This window comes from Azospirillum brasilense (genome assembly GCF_007827815.1).
GTDB lineage: Bacteria > Pseudomonadota > Alphaproteobacteria > Azospirillales > Azospirillaceae > Azospirillum > Azospirillum brasilense_C.
Window position 1 is genome coordinate 145,060 of sequence record NZ_VITH01000001.1, and the last position, 13,842, is coordinate 158,901.

General features: G+C 67.7%; 11 protein-coding genes. 2 read left to right on the plus strand and 9 right to left on the minus strand.

Annotated features, from left to right (window positions below; genetic code table 11):
• Window positions 1-297: 297 nt before the first annotated feature.
• The 6 genes from FBZ83_RS00695 to FBZ83_RS00720 form a co-directional block, all read right to left on the minus strand.
• Entirely contained in the window at window positions 298-1,698 is a 1,401-nt protein-coding gene (locus FBZ83_RS00695) for a sigma-54-dependent transcriptional regulator (protein ID WP_145672018.1), read from the minus strand.
• On the minus strand, window positions 1,688-4,009 hold the full coding sequence (locus tag FBZ83_RS00700) for a sensor histidine kinase NtrY-like (protein ID WP_145672020.1): 2,322 nt from the start codon (window positions 4,007-4,009) through the stop codon (window positions 1,688-1,690). Before FBZ83_RS00700 ends, FBZ83_RS00695 begins: the two co-directional genes overlap by 11 nt.
• Window positions 4,010-4,195: 186 nt before the next feature.
• Window positions 4,196-5,641, minus strand: coding sequence for a nitrogen regulation protein NR(I) (gene ntrC / locus FBZ83_RS00705; RefSeq protein WP_145672022.1), 1,446 nt, complete (start codon window positions 5,639-5,641; stop codon window positions 4,196-4,198).
• Entirely contained in the window at window positions 5,638-6,840 is a 1,203-nt protein-coding gene (locus tag FBZ83_RS00710; protein WP_145680638.1) for a two-component system sensor histidine kinase NtrB, read from the minus strand. Before FBZ83_RS00710 ends, ntrC begins: the two co-directional genes overlap by 4 nt.
• Window positions 6,840-7,826, minus strand: a complete 987-nt coding sequence (gene dusB, locus FBZ83_RS00715; RefSeq protein WP_145680639.1) for a tRNA dihydrouridine synthase DusB — start codon at window positions 7,824-7,826, stop codon at window positions 6,840-6,842. Before dusB ends, FBZ83_RS00710 begins: the two co-directional genes overlap by 1 nt.
• A 124-nt stretch (window positions 7,827-7,950) precedes the next feature.
• Window positions 7,951-8,766: a cytochrome C assembly family protein gene (locus FBZ83_RS00720; RefSeq protein ID WP_145672028.1), complete on the minus strand. Its 816-nt coding sequence runs from the start codon at window positions 8,764-8,766 to the stop codon at window positions 7,951-7,953.
• 199 nt (window positions 8,767-8,965) lie between these two features.
• Here FBZ83_RS00720 and FBZ83_RS00725 point away from each other — a divergent pair, with 199 nt between their 5' ends.
• Both FBZ83_RS00725 and FBZ83_RS00730 read left to right on the plus strand, forming a co-directional pair.
• Complete coding sequence (locus tag FBZ83_RS00725; RefSeq protein ID WP_145680640.1) at window positions 8,966-10,120, plus strand: bifunctional 2-C-methyl-D-erythritol 4-phosphate cytidylyltransferase/2-C-methyl-D-erythritol 2,4-cyclodiphosphate synthase; 1,155 nt, start codon at window positions 8,966-8,968, stop codon at window positions 10,118-10,120.
• Between the two features lie 71 nt (window positions 10,121-10,191).
• Complete coding sequence (locus FBZ83_RS00730; protein WP_145680641.1) at window positions 10,192-10,695, plus strand: CinA family protein; 504 nt, start codon at window positions 10,192-10,194, stop codon at window positions 10,693-10,695.
• A gap of 13 nt (window positions 10,696-10,708) precedes the next feature.
• Here FBZ83_RS00730 and FBZ83_RS00735 read toward each other — a convergent pair whose 3' ends face one another.
• The 3 genes from FBZ83_RS00735 to lpdA form a co-directional block, all read right to left on the minus strand.
• Entirely contained in the window at window positions 10,709-11,176 is a 468-nt protein-coding gene (locus FBZ83_RS00735; protein ID WP_040134124.1) for a type II toxin-antitoxin system RatA family toxin, read from the minus strand.
• A 44-nt stretch (window positions 11,177-11,220) separates the two neighbouring features.
• Window positions 11,221-12,177 carry a lipoyl synthase gene (lipA, locus tag FBZ83_RS00740; protein ID WP_137116308.1) on the minus strand — a complete coding sequence of 319 codons (957 nt, stop codon included), beginning with the start codon at window positions 12,175-12,177 and terminating at the stop codon, window positions 11,221-11,223.
• A 262-nt stretch (window positions 12,178-12,439) separates the two neighbouring features.
• On the minus strand, window positions 12,440-13,837 hold the full coding sequence (lpdA, locus tag FBZ83_RS00745; protein WP_114860153.1) for a dihydrolipoyl dehydrogenase: 1,398 nt from the start codon (window positions 13,835-13,837) through the stop codon (window positions 12,440-12,442).
• Between the last annotated feature and the right edge of the window lie 5 nt (window positions 13,838-13,842).

A 13,842-nucleotide genomic window follows, 5' to 3' on the forward strand; every position in this document is an offset into this window, starting at 1 on the left:
TTACGCAATTATCGTCGATCAACAGTAAAAATGTTATTTATGGTTTCATGAAATATATAAATACAATTGTATTTGCGGGTTACTCGAAAAACAGGAGGATTTAACGTCAACTGCACTCACAAAGTGACAATGCAGCGACGCATTATCAGCAGCCCATGCTCGCGCCAGAAGACGGCCGATGCCGGTCACGGACAATGAAAAAAGCAGGCTCTCAAGCCGCCCGCATTCCGGGCGTGCTTGGGAAACCTGCTTGTGAAGCGGCGATGACGAGCGGCTCTTGACGATACGGCGGCAGGGTCACTCGACGAACAGTTTTCCCTTTTCGCTGCCGTGCACACCAAGCGATTTCAGCTTGCGGTGCAGGGCGGAGCGCTCCATCCCCACGAACGAGGCGGTGCGGGAGATGTTGCCGCCGAAGCGGGTGACCTGGGCCAGCAGATATTCGCGCTCGAACACCTCGCGGGCCTCGCGGAGCGGCAGGCCCATGATCTCGCCCCCCTTGTCCCATTTCAGGACGGTGGGGGTGATGGCGCCGATCTCGGGCGGCAGCTGGTCGGCGCGGATCGGCTCCTTGGGGTCGCCCTGCGCCATGATCAGCAGCCAGTCGACCACGTTGCGCAGCTGGCGCACGTTGCCCGGCCAGTCGTAGGCCTGGAGCGCGGCCATGGCGTCCTCGCCGAACTCACGGATCGGCAGACCGGCGGCTTCGGCGGAACGCTGCATGAAATGGCGGGCCAGCAGCGGGATGTCCTCGCGCCGCTCGGCCAGCGAGGGCACGCGGATCGGCACGACCGCCAGCCGGTAGAACAGGTCCTGGCGGAAGCGGCCCTGGTCGATCTCCGCCTGGAGATCGCGGTTGGAGGTGGCGACGACGCGCACGTCCACCTCGACCCGCTGGCCGCCGCCGACCCGCTCGAAAACCTGCTCCTGCAGGGCCCGGACGATCTTGCCCTGTGTTTCCAGAGGCATGTCGGCCACCTCGTCGAGCAGCAGCGTGCCGCCGTGCGCCTGCTCGAAGGTGCCGATCTTGCGCCCGCCGCCGTCGACCCCGGCCTCCGTCCCGAACAGCTCCATCTCCAACCGGTCGGGGCGCATGGTGGCGCAGTTCAGCCCGACGAAGGGGCCGCCGGCGCGGCGCGAGCGCGCGTGGATCAGCCGGGCCACCACCTCCTTGCCGGAGCCGGCGGGGCCGGTGATGAGGACGCGGCTGCCGGTGGGCGACACCTTCTCGATGCTCTGGCGGACGTGGTTGACGGCGGTGGATCGGCCGACCAGCTCCACCTCGCCGCCGGCGCGCAGCTTCAGCTCCTCGTTCTCGCGCTTCAGCCGGGCCGCCTCGATGGCGCGGTCCACCATCAGCAGCAGCCGGTCGGCCTTGAACGGCTTCTCGATGAAGTCGTAGGCGCCGATCTTGATCGCCGACACGGCGGTCTCGATGTTGCCGTGGCCCGAAATCATGATGATCGGCAGGTTCCGGTGGTCGCGCATCAGCTGTTCGAGAATCTGGAGCCCGTCCAGCCGGCTGCCCTGCAGCCAGATGTCCAGAACCACGAGGCTCGGCCGGCGCGCCGACACCTGCGCGAACGCTTGGTCGGCGTCGGCGGCCTCGCGCGTCTTCATGCCTTCGTCGTTCAGGATGCCGGCGATCAGCATCCGGATGTCCGCTTCGTCGTCGACGATCAGAATGTCATGCGCCATGGGCTGCGTGCCTCTTCTCTTCACCGGTCTCCGCCGGCGTGCCAACGCCGCCGTGGGCGTCGCCCGCGGCCATGCCGGAGCTGGTGGACGTGTTGGGGATGACCAGACCGACGCGCGCCCCGCCGCCTTCGCGGTCCTCCAGGGTCAGCACGCCGCCGTGGTCCTCCATGATCTTCTTGACGATTGCCAACCCCAGCCCCGTGCCTTTGGCGCGCGTGGTCACATAGGGTTCGGTCAGCCGGTCGCGCTCCTCGGTCGGCAGGCCCTTGCCGTTGTCCTCGACGATCACGGCGATGCGCTCGGCATCGACCTCGACGCGGATGGCGATGTGGGCGGGCGGCAGTTCCGTTCCATCGGCGGGCTGCGGGCGCCCTTCGATGGCGTCCGCGGCGTTCTGCAGCAGGTTGGTCAGCGCCTGGCTGATCTGGCGGCTGTCGCAGGGCACGGTCAGCGGCCCCTGGGGCAGCGCCATGTCGAACTTGATCTTCCCGGCGTGCGCGCTGGACTGCAGGAACACCGCCTGCCGGACGAGGTCGTTGAGGTTGCAGGGCTTCATCACCGGCTGCGGCATGCGCGCGAAGGCCGAGAATTCGTCCACCATGCGCCGGATGTCGTCCACCTGCCGGACAATGGTGTCCGTGCACATGGTGAAGACCTCGGTGTCGCTGGTGATCTCCTTCAGGTATTTGCGGCGCAGCCGCTCGGCGGAGAGCTGGATCGGCGTCAGCGGATTCTTGATCTCGTGGGCGATGCGGCGGGCCACGTCGGCCCAGGCCGCCTTGCGTTGGGCGGAGACCAGCTCGGTGATGTCGTCGAAGGTCACGACGTAGCCGCGGATCTCGCCGCTGCCCCGCCCTTCGGTGGAGATGCGGACGAGCAGCGTCAGCGGCGTCGTGCCGGGGCGGCGGACCTGGATCTGGTCCTGCACCACCCGGCCGGGCCGGCCGGGCGCGTGGTCCAGAAGCTCCCCCATCTCCGGCGACAATTCGGCCAGCCGCATCCCGATCAGGCTCTCCGCATCCTCGACGCCGAGAAGGCGCGCGGCGGAGAAGTTGGGCAGCGTGATGCGGCCGTCGGCGTCCAGCCCGATCACCCCCGCCGACACGCCGCCCAGAACGGTTTCCGTGAAGCGGCGGCGCTCGTCGATCAGACGGTTGGCCGAGAGGAGTTCGTGCCGCTGGCTTTCGATCTCGGTCGTCATGCGGTTGAAGGCGCGCGACAGCAGGCCGAGCTCGTCCTCGCCCGGTGGCTCGGTGACGCGGACGGTCAGGTCGCCGGCGCGCACCCGTTCCGCCGCGCCGATCAGGGCGCTGATCGGCCGCGCCAGCCGCGTCGCGAAGATCAGCCCCGCCCACACCGCGGCCAGCAGCAGGAGAAGCGCCACGACGAGGAAGATCAAAGTGAAGGTGATCTGCAGGCTGCCGCGCTGGCTTTCCAGCGCCCCGAACTCCCGCACCGCCCCTTCCGCCGAGGCCATGTGCGACAGCACGCGCGGCTCCACCATGCGCCCGACGTAGAGATAGGTGTCGGCGAAGCGGTCGAGCCGGACCAGCGCGCGCACGCGGTCGTCGTTCTCACTGACGATCATCGCCACCTCGCCGCGGCGGGCGGTGGCGAGCTTGTCGTCGGGAATCGGATCGAACTCCAGGGCGAAGGTGTAGCCGGAGCGCGCGACGATGGCGCCGGTCGTCCCGTTGAAGACGATGGCCTCCGACAGGGCGCGCAGCATCGCCTGGGTGGCGACCACTTGCTCGAACCGCTCCGGATCGCTGGCGAGGCGCGCCGCCTCCTGGTTCAGGTCGTTCGCCATGGCGAGCGCGTCGGCGCGGATGTTCTGCTGGTGCTCGTGCAGATAGGCGCTGGCGACGGCCAGCGATTCGTTCACCGCGGTGCGCACCCGTTCGCTGAACCAGGACTGCACGCCGACATAGAAGAAGACGGTGGAGAAGATGGCCATGATGATGGCCGGTGCGACGGCGAGCAGGCTGAACACCGCGACCAGCCGCACATGCATCTGCGACCCGGCGAGGCCGCGCCGCCGCCCGATCCACAAATAGACGATGCGCCGCGCGATCAGAACGCCGAGCAGCAGCAGGAGCGCCAGATCGAGGGTGAGCAGCCACGTGACGGTGCGCGGGTTGGTTTCCCCGAAGGGCGCGCTTTCCGTCAGCGCCGTGTAGGTCGCGAAGCCCGCCACCAGGGCCGCCAACGACAGCGCGAAGGCAAGCCGCTTCGCCAACCCGAACCGGGTTGCCCAGCGAAGGAACTGTTGCCAAAGCGGCGTGGCGGTCTCAGGGGGTGTGGGCGACATCAATCCGGCAACCAGTCTGTTGCCAGAATGATACACGAGCTGTTGCCGTCCTGCCAAGCGGCAACCCCTCTGCCTTTCGCACAGTCCCTAAGGAGCATTGCGAAGGGCGGAGCCAGCGAGAGCCTGTCGCAAAAACAACACGCTGTGGGAAGGCAGCGACGCCCGGCCGATCCGCCGGGCGCCCGATCACTTCAGCCCGCGCACCACCTGGATGTCGAGATCGCGGATCTTCTTGCGCAGCGTGTTGCGGTTGAGGCCGAGCAGCTGCGCCGCCTTGATCTGGTTGCCCCGCGTCGCCGAGAGGCTGAGCGAGATCAGCGGCCGTTCCACCTCGCGCAGCACCCGGTCGTAGAGGCCGTTCGACGGCATGCCGTCCTTGTGCGCGGCGAAATAATCCTTCAGGTGGCGCTCCACGGCGGCGGACAAGCCCTCGCCCTGCGGTTCCTCGACCGGCTGGGCGGCGGGGGTGGTGTCGGCAAGCTCCGCCTCCACCACATCCAGCCCGATGACCTCCTGCGAATAGAGCGCGGCGAGGCGGCGGACCAGATTCTCCAGTTCGCGCACGTTGCCCGGCCAGCGGTAGCGCTTCAACCGGTCCATGGCAGGCTGGTCGATGCTCTTGACCGGCAACCCTTGCGCCGAGCACTGGTTCAGGAAGTGGCGGACCAGGAGCGGCACATCCTCCGTACGCTCGCGCAGCGGCGGCAGGCGGATGGGCACGACGCACAGGCGGTAGAACAGATCCTCGCGGAACAGGCCCTGGCGGATCAGGGTGCGCAAGTCGCGGTGGGTCGCGGCGACGATGCGTACGTCCGTCTTAATGGGCGTACGCCCGCCGACGGTGGTGTACTCGCCCTCCTGCAAAACGCGCAGCAGGCGGGTCTGCGCTTCCAGCGGCATGTCGCCGATCTCGTCGAGGAACAGGGTGCCGCCCTGCGCCTGCTCGAACCGGCCGGTGGAGCGGTTGGTGGCGCCGGTGAAGGCGCCCTTCTCGTGGCCGAACAGCTCGGACTCGATCAGCTCGCGCGGGATGGCCGCCATATTGATGGCGACGAAGGGGCCGTTGCGCCGCTTGCCGTAGTCGTGCAGCGCGCGCGCCACCAACTCCTTGCCGGTGCCCGACTCGCCGGTGATCGTCACGGTCAGGTCGGTGCCCATCAAACGGGCAAGGACGCGGTAGATTTCCTGCATCGCCGGCGAGCGGCCGATCAGGGGAAGCTGCTCGTCGGCCTCCCCGGCGTCGGCCGGCAGAGGGGCCGGCGGGGTGTTGGAGTTCAGCGCCCGCTCGACGACCGAGACCAGCTCCTTCAGGTCGAAGGGCTTGGGCAGATACTCGAAGGCGCCGCGCTCCGCCGCCTTCACCGCGGTGATCAGCGTGTTCTGGGCGCTCATCACGATGATGCGCAGATCCGGCCGGATCTTCTTGATCCGCGGGATCAGGTCCAACCCGTTCTCGTCGGGCATCACCACGTCGGTGATGATGAGGTCGCCCTGCCCGTCCGCCACCCAGCGCCAGAGCGTGGAGGCGTTGCCGGTGGTCCGGACCTCGTGCCCGAGGCGGGCGAGCGCCTGGGTCAGCACGGTGCGGATGGCGCGGTCGTCGTCCGCGACCAGGATCGTGGCTGCACTCATCCGATGGCCCCTCGGATGCCTCTGGCCGGTGCCGGATCGCCGCTCATCTGCGCTTCATCGAACATGGGTAGCGAAACCTTGAAGACGGTGCGGCGCGGCTGGCTGTCAAACTCGATGACGCCACCGTGGTCGCCGACGATTTTGGCTACCAATGCAAGCCCCAGGCCAGTCCCATTGACCTTCGTTGTAATGAAGGCATCGAACAGGTTGGAACGCAGGTCGTCGGGTATGCCGTCCCCATTATCCTGAACGGACACCAGCAACGGCAGATGCAGGCGGGTGTCGCCGCCCGGAAGGGCCATGCGGACGCCGTGCTGATAAGATGTGCTGAGTATGATCTCGCCGCCTGATTCCGGTGCAGCTTCTGCCGCATTTTTAATCAGGTTGAGGAAAATCTGGATGAGCTGGTCACGATTGCCATAAACCGGCGGCAGGGACGGGTCGTAGCGCTCTATGAAGCGGATGTTTCGCGCGAAGCCGCTCTGGGCCACCTTGCGGACATGCTCCAGAACGGTGTGGATGTTCACCGCGTCGCGCTCCAGCGGCCGCTGGTCGGAGAAGACCTCCATCCGGTTGACCAGGGCGACGATGCGGTCGGCCTCGTCGCAGATCAGCCGGGTCAGCACCCGGTCGGACTCGCTGCAGTTTTCCTCCAGCAGCTGCGCCGCGCCACGGATGCCCGACAGCGGGTTCTTGACCTCGTGCCCCAGCATCGACGCCATGGCGGTGACCGAGCGGGCGGCGTTGCGGTGGGTCAGCGAATTGTCGATCTTGCGGGCCAGCGTGCGTTCGTTGACCGTCAGCAGCACATGGTCGGCCGGCTCGCCCAACGCGGTCACCCGCACGGTGACGTGGTGCGGGCCGATGCGCGGGGTGTCGATGACGACGCCCTCCTGCGAGGCGCGGTGCCGGCCCTGCTGAACCTGCTCGATCAACTGGCTGACCGGGCTGTTGGGCGGCAGAAGCTCCGCCAGGGGCATGCCCTCCATCATGGCGGCGGACAGGCCGAAGAACTCCTGCGCCTCCAGATTGACGTAGCGGATGTCGCCGGCGCCATCGACGACCAGCACGGGGTCTGGAAGAGCGTTCAGCATGACGGACGGATCGATGCAGGGGCGGACGGGGCGGTAGGAACTGGAGGGCGCACGGGGCCGCGCCGGGCGGCGTGGCAACGGAGCAGCGGCAGATGCACGGGCCATCAGGCAGCCATCCTTTCGATCGCCGGGGCGTAGAAGTCGCGGATGAAGCCGCGCACGTGTTCGGGATCGGACATGCGGTTGACCTCCGATCGGAATTCGGCGGAGTCGCGCAGGCCCGTGGAGTACCAGGAGATGTGCTTGCGGGCGACGCGCAGCCCGCCCTCGACGCCGTAATGGGTCAGCATGGCGTCGTAATGCTCCAGCAGCGTGTCGAGCTGCTCGTTGAGCGGCGGGTCGGGCAGCCGCTCGCCGGTTCGGATGTAATGCATCACCTGGGCGGGGAACCAGGGGCGCCCGTAGGCACCACGCCCGATCATCACCCCGTCGGCCCCGGACTCGGCGAGCGCGCGGTCCACGGCGTCGAAGGAGGTGATGTCGCCGTTGACCACCACCGGGATCGACACCGCCTCCTTTACGGAGCGGATGAACGACCAGTCGGCGGTGCCGGTGTAGAACTGCTCGCGAGTGCGGCCGTGAACGGTGACCAGCTTGATCCCGCACTCCTCGGCGATGCGGGCGAGGCGGGGGGCGTTCAGGCTGTTGTCGTCCCAGCCCTTGCGCATCTTCAGCGTCACCGGGATGGAGACGGCCTTCACCGTGGCTTCCATGATGCGGGCGGCGAGCGCCTCGTCGCGCATCAGGGAGGAGCCGGCGTGGCCGTTGACCACCTTCTTCACCGGGCAGCCGAAATTGATGTCGACGACGGCGGCCCCGCGATCCTCGTTCAGCTTCGCCGCCTCGGCCATCACCTCGGGCTCGCAGCCGGCGAGCTGGACCGCCATCGGGAACTGCTCCGGCTCGCACTCGACCATGCGCAGGGTCTGGCGGTTCTCGCGGATCATCGCCTGGCTGGCGACCATCTCGGACACGACCAGCCCGCAGCCGGACTGTTTCACCAGCCGTCGGAACGGTAGGTCCGTCACACCGGACATAGGGGCGAGGATCACCGGACCCTCAAGCGAGATGGTGCCGATTTGAATGGCCATGTTCACCTGCCCACATGATGGGCACATTAGCGATATGATGAGAATTTGTGCACGGTAGCACAGCGTTTCGGCATGTTGCAAGTGCACATCCCGCGTGCGCCGCGGTGGCTGACATGCGCCGGGTTTAGCCGATCAGAACGTCGGTGACGAATTTGACGCCGGGATAGGCGAGGGTCAGCAGCAGGTAGGCGATCAGCACGAGACGCGCCGCCATCCGCCCGCGCACACCGGTGCGGGCGTGGGCCAGCAGCAACCCGCCGATGACGACGAAGCTGGCGACCGACAAAAGCGTCTTGTGGTCGGCGCGCAGCGGCGCGCCGGTTTCGTAATAGAGCACCGCCATTCCTGTGGCGAGACCGGCCCCCAGGACCGCCTCCGACGCGGCGAGCAGATGGAGCTGCATCCGCTCGCTTTCCGCCACCGGCGGCAGGAAGCGGGTCAACGGAGTCGGGCGTTTCGACTTCAGAGCCCGCTCCTGGAGGAAGGCGGCGAGCGACGCCACCGCGGCCATGGTCAGCAGCGCGTAGGTGATGACCGACACGGCGATGTGCAGGTCGATCCAGATGCCCGGCGCCCCGCCGCGCAGCACCGGCGCCGGGGCCTGCTGCGCCAGGGTCGCGAAGGCGCCGACGGTCAGCAGATAAGGCAGCAGCAGCGGCGACAGCCGCCACGCCGACCGGGTCAGCGCGCTCATCGCCATGAACAGCAGCATGCAGGCCGCGATGGTGATCCACAGCGCGGTGGACAGGCCGGTGTGCCAGCGTCCCGCCACCTGGGTCAGCGCCCAGGCCGCCGGCCCGGCGAAGCCCAGCGCCAGGGCGCCCCAGAAATAGGCGGACCGGCCGTCGGCCCCCTGCCCCGCGATCCGGTGGTACGGATAAATGGACGCCGGCAGCAGAGCCATCAGCGCGGTCAGGCTGTAGACGATGTTCTGCGACATGCGGCGGACCCGTGCCCTTCCCTCTGCGGAAACCCAAAGTCGCTGTTGGACCCAAAGTCGCTGTTGGACAAGTCTCTGAAGCTCTTGGCGGAACGCCGGTGAGCGGCTAGGCTCCTGCGTCCGGCCGCCATGACGTAAGCGTCACGCGGGCGGCCCGTCAAGCGCGGATACCATAGCCCAAACGGCACGGATACGTCCCATGTCTTCCTGTATCGCGCTGATCGTCGCCGCCGGCAGCGGCCAGCGTTTCGGCGCCGAACAGCCCAAGCAGTATCTCGATCTGGCCGGGCAGCCCGTTCTGCGCCGCACGGTCGAGGCCTTCCGGCGCCACCCCAAGGTGAGCGCGGTGCGCGTCGTCATCAATCCCGCGTTTCGCGATTTCTACGATGCGGCGGTCGCGGGGCTCGACCTGCCCGAGCCGGTGGCCGGCGGGGCGTCCCGCCAGGATTCGGTCCGCAACGGGCTCGAAGCGCTGGCCGAGTCGGCGCCGGACCGCGTGCTGATCCACGACGCGGCCCGCCCGCTGATCGATTCCGACACCATTGATGCGGTGATCGCCGCTCTGGACACCCACCCCGCGGCGTTGGCCGCCGTTCCGGTCACCGACACGCTGAAACGCGGCGAGGGCGGGCTGGTGACCGGCACGGTGGACCGCGGCGGCCTGTGGCGCGCCCAGACTCCGCAGGGCTTCCGCTTTCCCGATATCCTGGCCGCGCACCGCGCCGCCGCCGGGCTGGAACTGACCGACGACGCGGCGGTCGCCGAACGCGCCGGGCTGCCGGTCGCGCTGGTGCCCGCCAGGGAGGAGAATTTCAAGGTGACAACCCCCGACGACCTGACCCGCGCCGCCCGCGCGCTCGACTCCACCCTGTCCGACATTCGCACCGGATCGGGCTTCGACGTGCACCGCTTTGCCGAGGGCGATCACGTCACGCTCTGCGGCGTGCGGGTGCCGCACACGCATCGGCTGGACGGCCATTCGGACGCCGACGTCGGGCTGCACGCGCTGACCGACGCCATCCTGGGCGCGCTGTGCGCCGGGGACATCGGCAGCCATTTCCCGCCCAGCGACCCGCAATGGCGCGGCGCCGACAGCGCGCTGTTCCTGAAACACGCGGCGGAGCTGGTGACGGCTCGCGGCGGGCGGATCGCCCATGTCGACGTGACGATCATCTGCGAGCGCCCGAAGGTCGGCCCGCACCGCGAGGCGATGACCGCGCGCGTTGCCGAAATTCTGGGCATGCCGGTGGACCGGGTCAGCGTGAAGGCGACGACGACCGAGCGGCTGGGCTTCACCGGGCGCGGCGAGGGCATCGCGGCGCAGGCGATGGCGACGGTCCGTTTGCCGGGGTAGCATGAGCTTTGCGTAGCCCTCCCCCGAAACGGGGAGGGGCTGGTTCTGGCACGACGACGAAAGGGACCCGCATGTTTCCCGATCACATCCGCGAACTCTCCGCCAAGCTGCTCGCGGAATATGAATTGGCCGGCTACACCCTGGCGACCGCCGAATCCTGCACGGGCGGCCTGATCGCGGGGGCGCTGACCGACATCGCGGGCTCGTCCAAGGTGGTGGACCGCGGCTTCGTCACCTACTCCAACGTCGCCAAGTCGGAGATGCTCGGCGTGCCGCCCAGCCTGATCTACGCCCACGGCGCGGTCAGCCCGGAGGTCGCGGTGGCGATGGCGGTGGGTGCCCTGGCGAAGTCGAAGGCCGACGTGACGGTGGCGGTGACCGGAGTCGCCGGCCCCGGTGGGGGAACGCCGGAGAAGCCGGTGGGGCGCGTCTACATCGCCACGGCCGTCCGCCGTGGTGCGGCCAAGCACAAGGAATACACCTTCCCCGGTGACCGCGAGGCGGTGCGGCTGGCGACCGTGCAGACCGCGCTGGAACGGCTGCGCGCGGCCCGGCCGGAAACCGCGATTCGCTGACGGAGAGCCGGCCTCAGGCGGTCCGCGCCGCGGCGGGCCGGGTGGCGCCGTTGCCGTAGAGCTGGTTGGCGCGGGTCTCGAAGGCCTGCACCATCCGGCGCACCGCCTCGTTGAACAGCACGCCCATGATCTTTTGCAGCATCTTCGAGCGGAACTCGAAGTCCACGTAGAAATCCACGCAGACGCCGCCCTCGTGCGGGGTGAAGATCCAGTGGTTGTTCAAGTACTGGAACGGTCCTTCGGTGTACTGGACGTTGATGCGGCGGTTCGCCTCGTCCAGCTCTACCCGCGAGGTGAAGCGTTCGCGGACCATCTTGAAGCCGATGACAAGGTCCGCGAACATCACGTCGCCTTCGCGGCGGCGGATGCGGGCGGCGAGGCACCAGGGCAGGAATTCCGGATACTTCTCCACATCGGCGACCAGCCGGTACATCTGCTCCGGCGTGTAGGGAAGAACCTTCTTTTCCGCGTGCGTCGGCATACCCGCTCCGTTTCTCTTTCGGCCGCCTCTCAGCCCGCCGCCCTTCAGCCCGCGGTTGCCGCGAGCTTGCGGAGGCGAGCCTCCCGCAGCTTCGCGAAGTCCGCCCCCGCGTGATAGCTGGAGCGGGTCAGCGGCGTCGAGGCCACCATCAGGAAACCCTTGCCGCGGCCAAGTGTTGCGTAGCTCTGGAATTCTTCCGGAGTCACGAACCGGTCCACCGCCGCGTGCTTGGGCGTCGGCTGGAGGTACTGGCCGATCGTCATGAAGTCAACATCGGCGGCGCGCAGGTCGTCCATCACCTGCCCGACCTCCTCCTTCGTCTCGCCCAGCCCGACCATGATTCCGGACTTGGTGAACATCGACGGGTCCAGTTCCTTCACCCGCGCCAGAAGCTGCAGCGAGGTGAAGTAGCGCGCACCCGGACGGATCGTCGGGTAGAGGCGCGGGGCGGTTTCCAGATTGTGGTTGAAGACGTCCGGCTTCGCCTCGACCACCACCTCGACGGCACCCTTCTTCTTCTGGAAGTCGGGAGTCAGGATCTCGATGGTCGTGTCGGGCGACGCGGCGCGGATGGCGCGGATGGTCCGGGCGAAATGCTCGGCCCCGCCGTCCTCCAGGTCGTCCCGGTCCACCGAGGTGACGACGACGTGGCTCAGCTTCAGCTGGGCCACCGCCTCACCCACATTGTCCGGCTCGTGTGGGTCGAGCTGGTCGGGGCGGCCGGTGCCGACGTTGCAGAAGGCGCAGCCGCGAGTGCAGACGGAGCCGAGGATCATGAAGGTCGCGTGCTTGTGCTTCCAGCACTCCCCGATGTTCGGGCAGGCGGCCTCTTCGCACACGGTGTTGAGCTTGAGCCCGCGCATCAGGTTGCGCGTCTCGTTGTATTCCTGGCTGGTCGGCGCCTTGACGCGAATCCAGCCCGGTTTGCGCTGGATCGGGTTGTCGGGCTTGTGGGCCTTTTCGGGATGGCGAAGCTTCTCGGGGTGATCGGCCACGGTCATGGTCTGAAGTGCTCCCACGGGCTGCCCGGTGGCAGCGCCGATGCTGAACGGTAACGCGCCGCCTTCCGCGCAAGGGACGGCACAGGGAAACGGCGCATGGCCGGCGGACACGGTCCCGCCGGATAGGCCGGAATGACCGACCGGTCAAGTCTGATTATCGGCCGCGACGAAACAACACCGCCAAAAGGATGACGACGTCGGAATCGTTGCTCCCCCGCCCTGGAGGACGAGGGAGGAAACGACCGCCAGTCAGACTCGCCACTTAGAAGTGGATGGCCCGGCCGTAGGCATCAAGAACCGACTCGTGCATCATTTCCGACAGGGTCGGATGCGGGAACACCGTCTGCATCAGTTCCTGCTCGGTGGTCTCCATGGTCTTGGCGACCGTGTAGCCCTGGATCAGCTCCGTCACCTCGGCGCCGACCATGTGCGCACCCAGCAGCTCGCCGGTCTTGGCGTCGAACACGGTCTTCACCATGCCGTCCGCCTCGCCCAGAGCGATGGCCTTGCCGTTGCCGATGAAGGGGAAGCGGCCGACGCGGACCTCGTAGCCCGCCTCCTTCGCCTTCTTCTCGGTCAGACCGACCGACGCGATCTGCGGGTGCGAGTAGGTGCAGCCCGGGATGTTGCGGACGTCCAGCGCGTGCGGGTGCTTGCCGGCGATGTGCTCGACGGCGATGACGCCCTCGTGGCTGGCCTTGTGGGCGAGCCAGGGAGCCCCCGTCACGTCGCCGATGGCGTAGACGCCCGGCTCGTCGGTCTGGCAGTTGGCGTTGGTCTTGATGTGGCCGCGGTCGGTCTGGACCTTGGTGTTCTCCAGGCCCAGATTCTCCGTGTTCGGCGAAATGCCGACGGCGAGGATCACGCGGTCGACCGTGATGTCCTCGGTCTTGCCGTTGGCCTCCACCGCCACCGTCACGCTGTCGGCCCCCTTGCGCAGGTTGCCGGCCTTGCCGTTGGTGATGATCCGCATGCCCTGCTTTTCGAACTGCTTGCGGGCGAAGGCCGAGATTTCCTCGTCCTCGACCGGCAGGATGCGGTCCATCACCTCGACCACCGTCACCTTGGCGCCCAGCTCGTTGTAGAAGCTGGCGAACTCGATGCCGATGGCGCCGGAGCCGATGACCAGCAGCGACTTCGGCGTCGTGTTCGGGGTCATCGCCTTGCGGTAGGTCCAGACGAGGTTGCCGTCGTCCTCCAGACCCGGCAGGGTGCGGGCGCGGGCGCCCGTGGCGATGATGATGTTCTTCGCCCCGAAGGTGCCGACCGCCGCGCCGCCCTTGGTCACGGCCACCTGCCCCTTGCCGAGCAGCTTGGCCTCGCCCTCGATGACGGCGACCTTGTTCTTCTTCAGCAGGTGCTTGACGCCGCCGTTGAGCTGCCCCGCCACCTTGCGGGACCGCTGAACGACCTTGTCCAGGTCGAAGGACGGGTTCTGGATGACCAGCCCGTACTCCGAGGCGTGCTTGGCGTTGCGCAGCACCTCGGCGGAGCGCAGGAGCGCCTTGGTCGGGATGCAGCCCCAGTTGAGGCAGATGCCGCCGAGATTCTCACGCTCCACCACCGCGGTGCTGAGGCCGAGCTGGGCGGCGCGGATCGCCGCCACATAGCCGCCCGGACCGCCGCCGATGACGATGAGATCGTAGTTCATGTCAGCCATGGTCG

Bases quoted from the DNA above. Each gene is read 5' to 3' on its own strand.
- FBZ83_RS00730 (WP_145680641.1), top strand. From the start codon at position 10,192: ATGTTTCCCGATCACATCCGCGAACTCTCCGCCAAGCTGCTCGCGGAA.
- FBZ83_RS00695 (WP_145672018.1), bottom strand. From the start codon at position 1,698: ATGGCGCATGACATTCTGATCGTCGACGACGAAGCGGACATCCGGATG.
- FBZ83_RS00735 (WP_040134124.1), bottom strand. From the start codon at position 11,176: ATGCCGACGCACGCGGAAAAGAAGGTTCTTCCCTACACGCCGGAGCAG.
- dusB (WP_145680639.1), bottom strand. From the start codon at position 7,826: ATGGCCATTCAAATCGGCACCATCTCGCTTGAGGGTCCGGTGATCCTC.
- FBZ83_RS00720 (WP_145672028.1), bottom strand. From the start codon at position 8,766: ATGTCGCAGAACATCGTCTACAGCCTGACCGCGCTGATGGCTCTGCTG.
- FBZ83_RS00710 (WP_145680638.1), bottom strand. From the start codon at position 6,840: ATGGCCCGTGCATCTGCCGCTGCTCCGTTGCCACGCCGCCCGGCGCGG.
- ntrC (WP_145672022.1), bottom strand. From the start codon at position 5,641: ATGAGTGCAGCCACGATCCTGGTCGCGGACGACGACCGCGCCATCCGC.
- FBZ83_RS00700 (WP_145672020.1), bottom strand. From the start codon at position 4,009: ATGTCGCCCACACCCCCTGAGACCGCCACGCCGCTTTGGCAACAGTTC.
- FBZ83_RS00725 (WP_145680640.1), top strand. From the start codon at position 8,966: ATGTCTTCCTGTATCGCGCTGATCGTCGCCGCCGGCAGCGGCCAGCGT.
- lipA (WP_137116308.1), bottom strand. From the start codon at position 12,177: ATGACCGTGGCCGATCACCCCGAGAAGCTTCGCCATCCCGAAAAGGCC.
- lpdA (WP_114860153.1), bottom strand. From the start codon at position 13,837: ATGGCTGACATGAACTACGATCTCATCGTCATCGGCGGCGGTCCGGGC.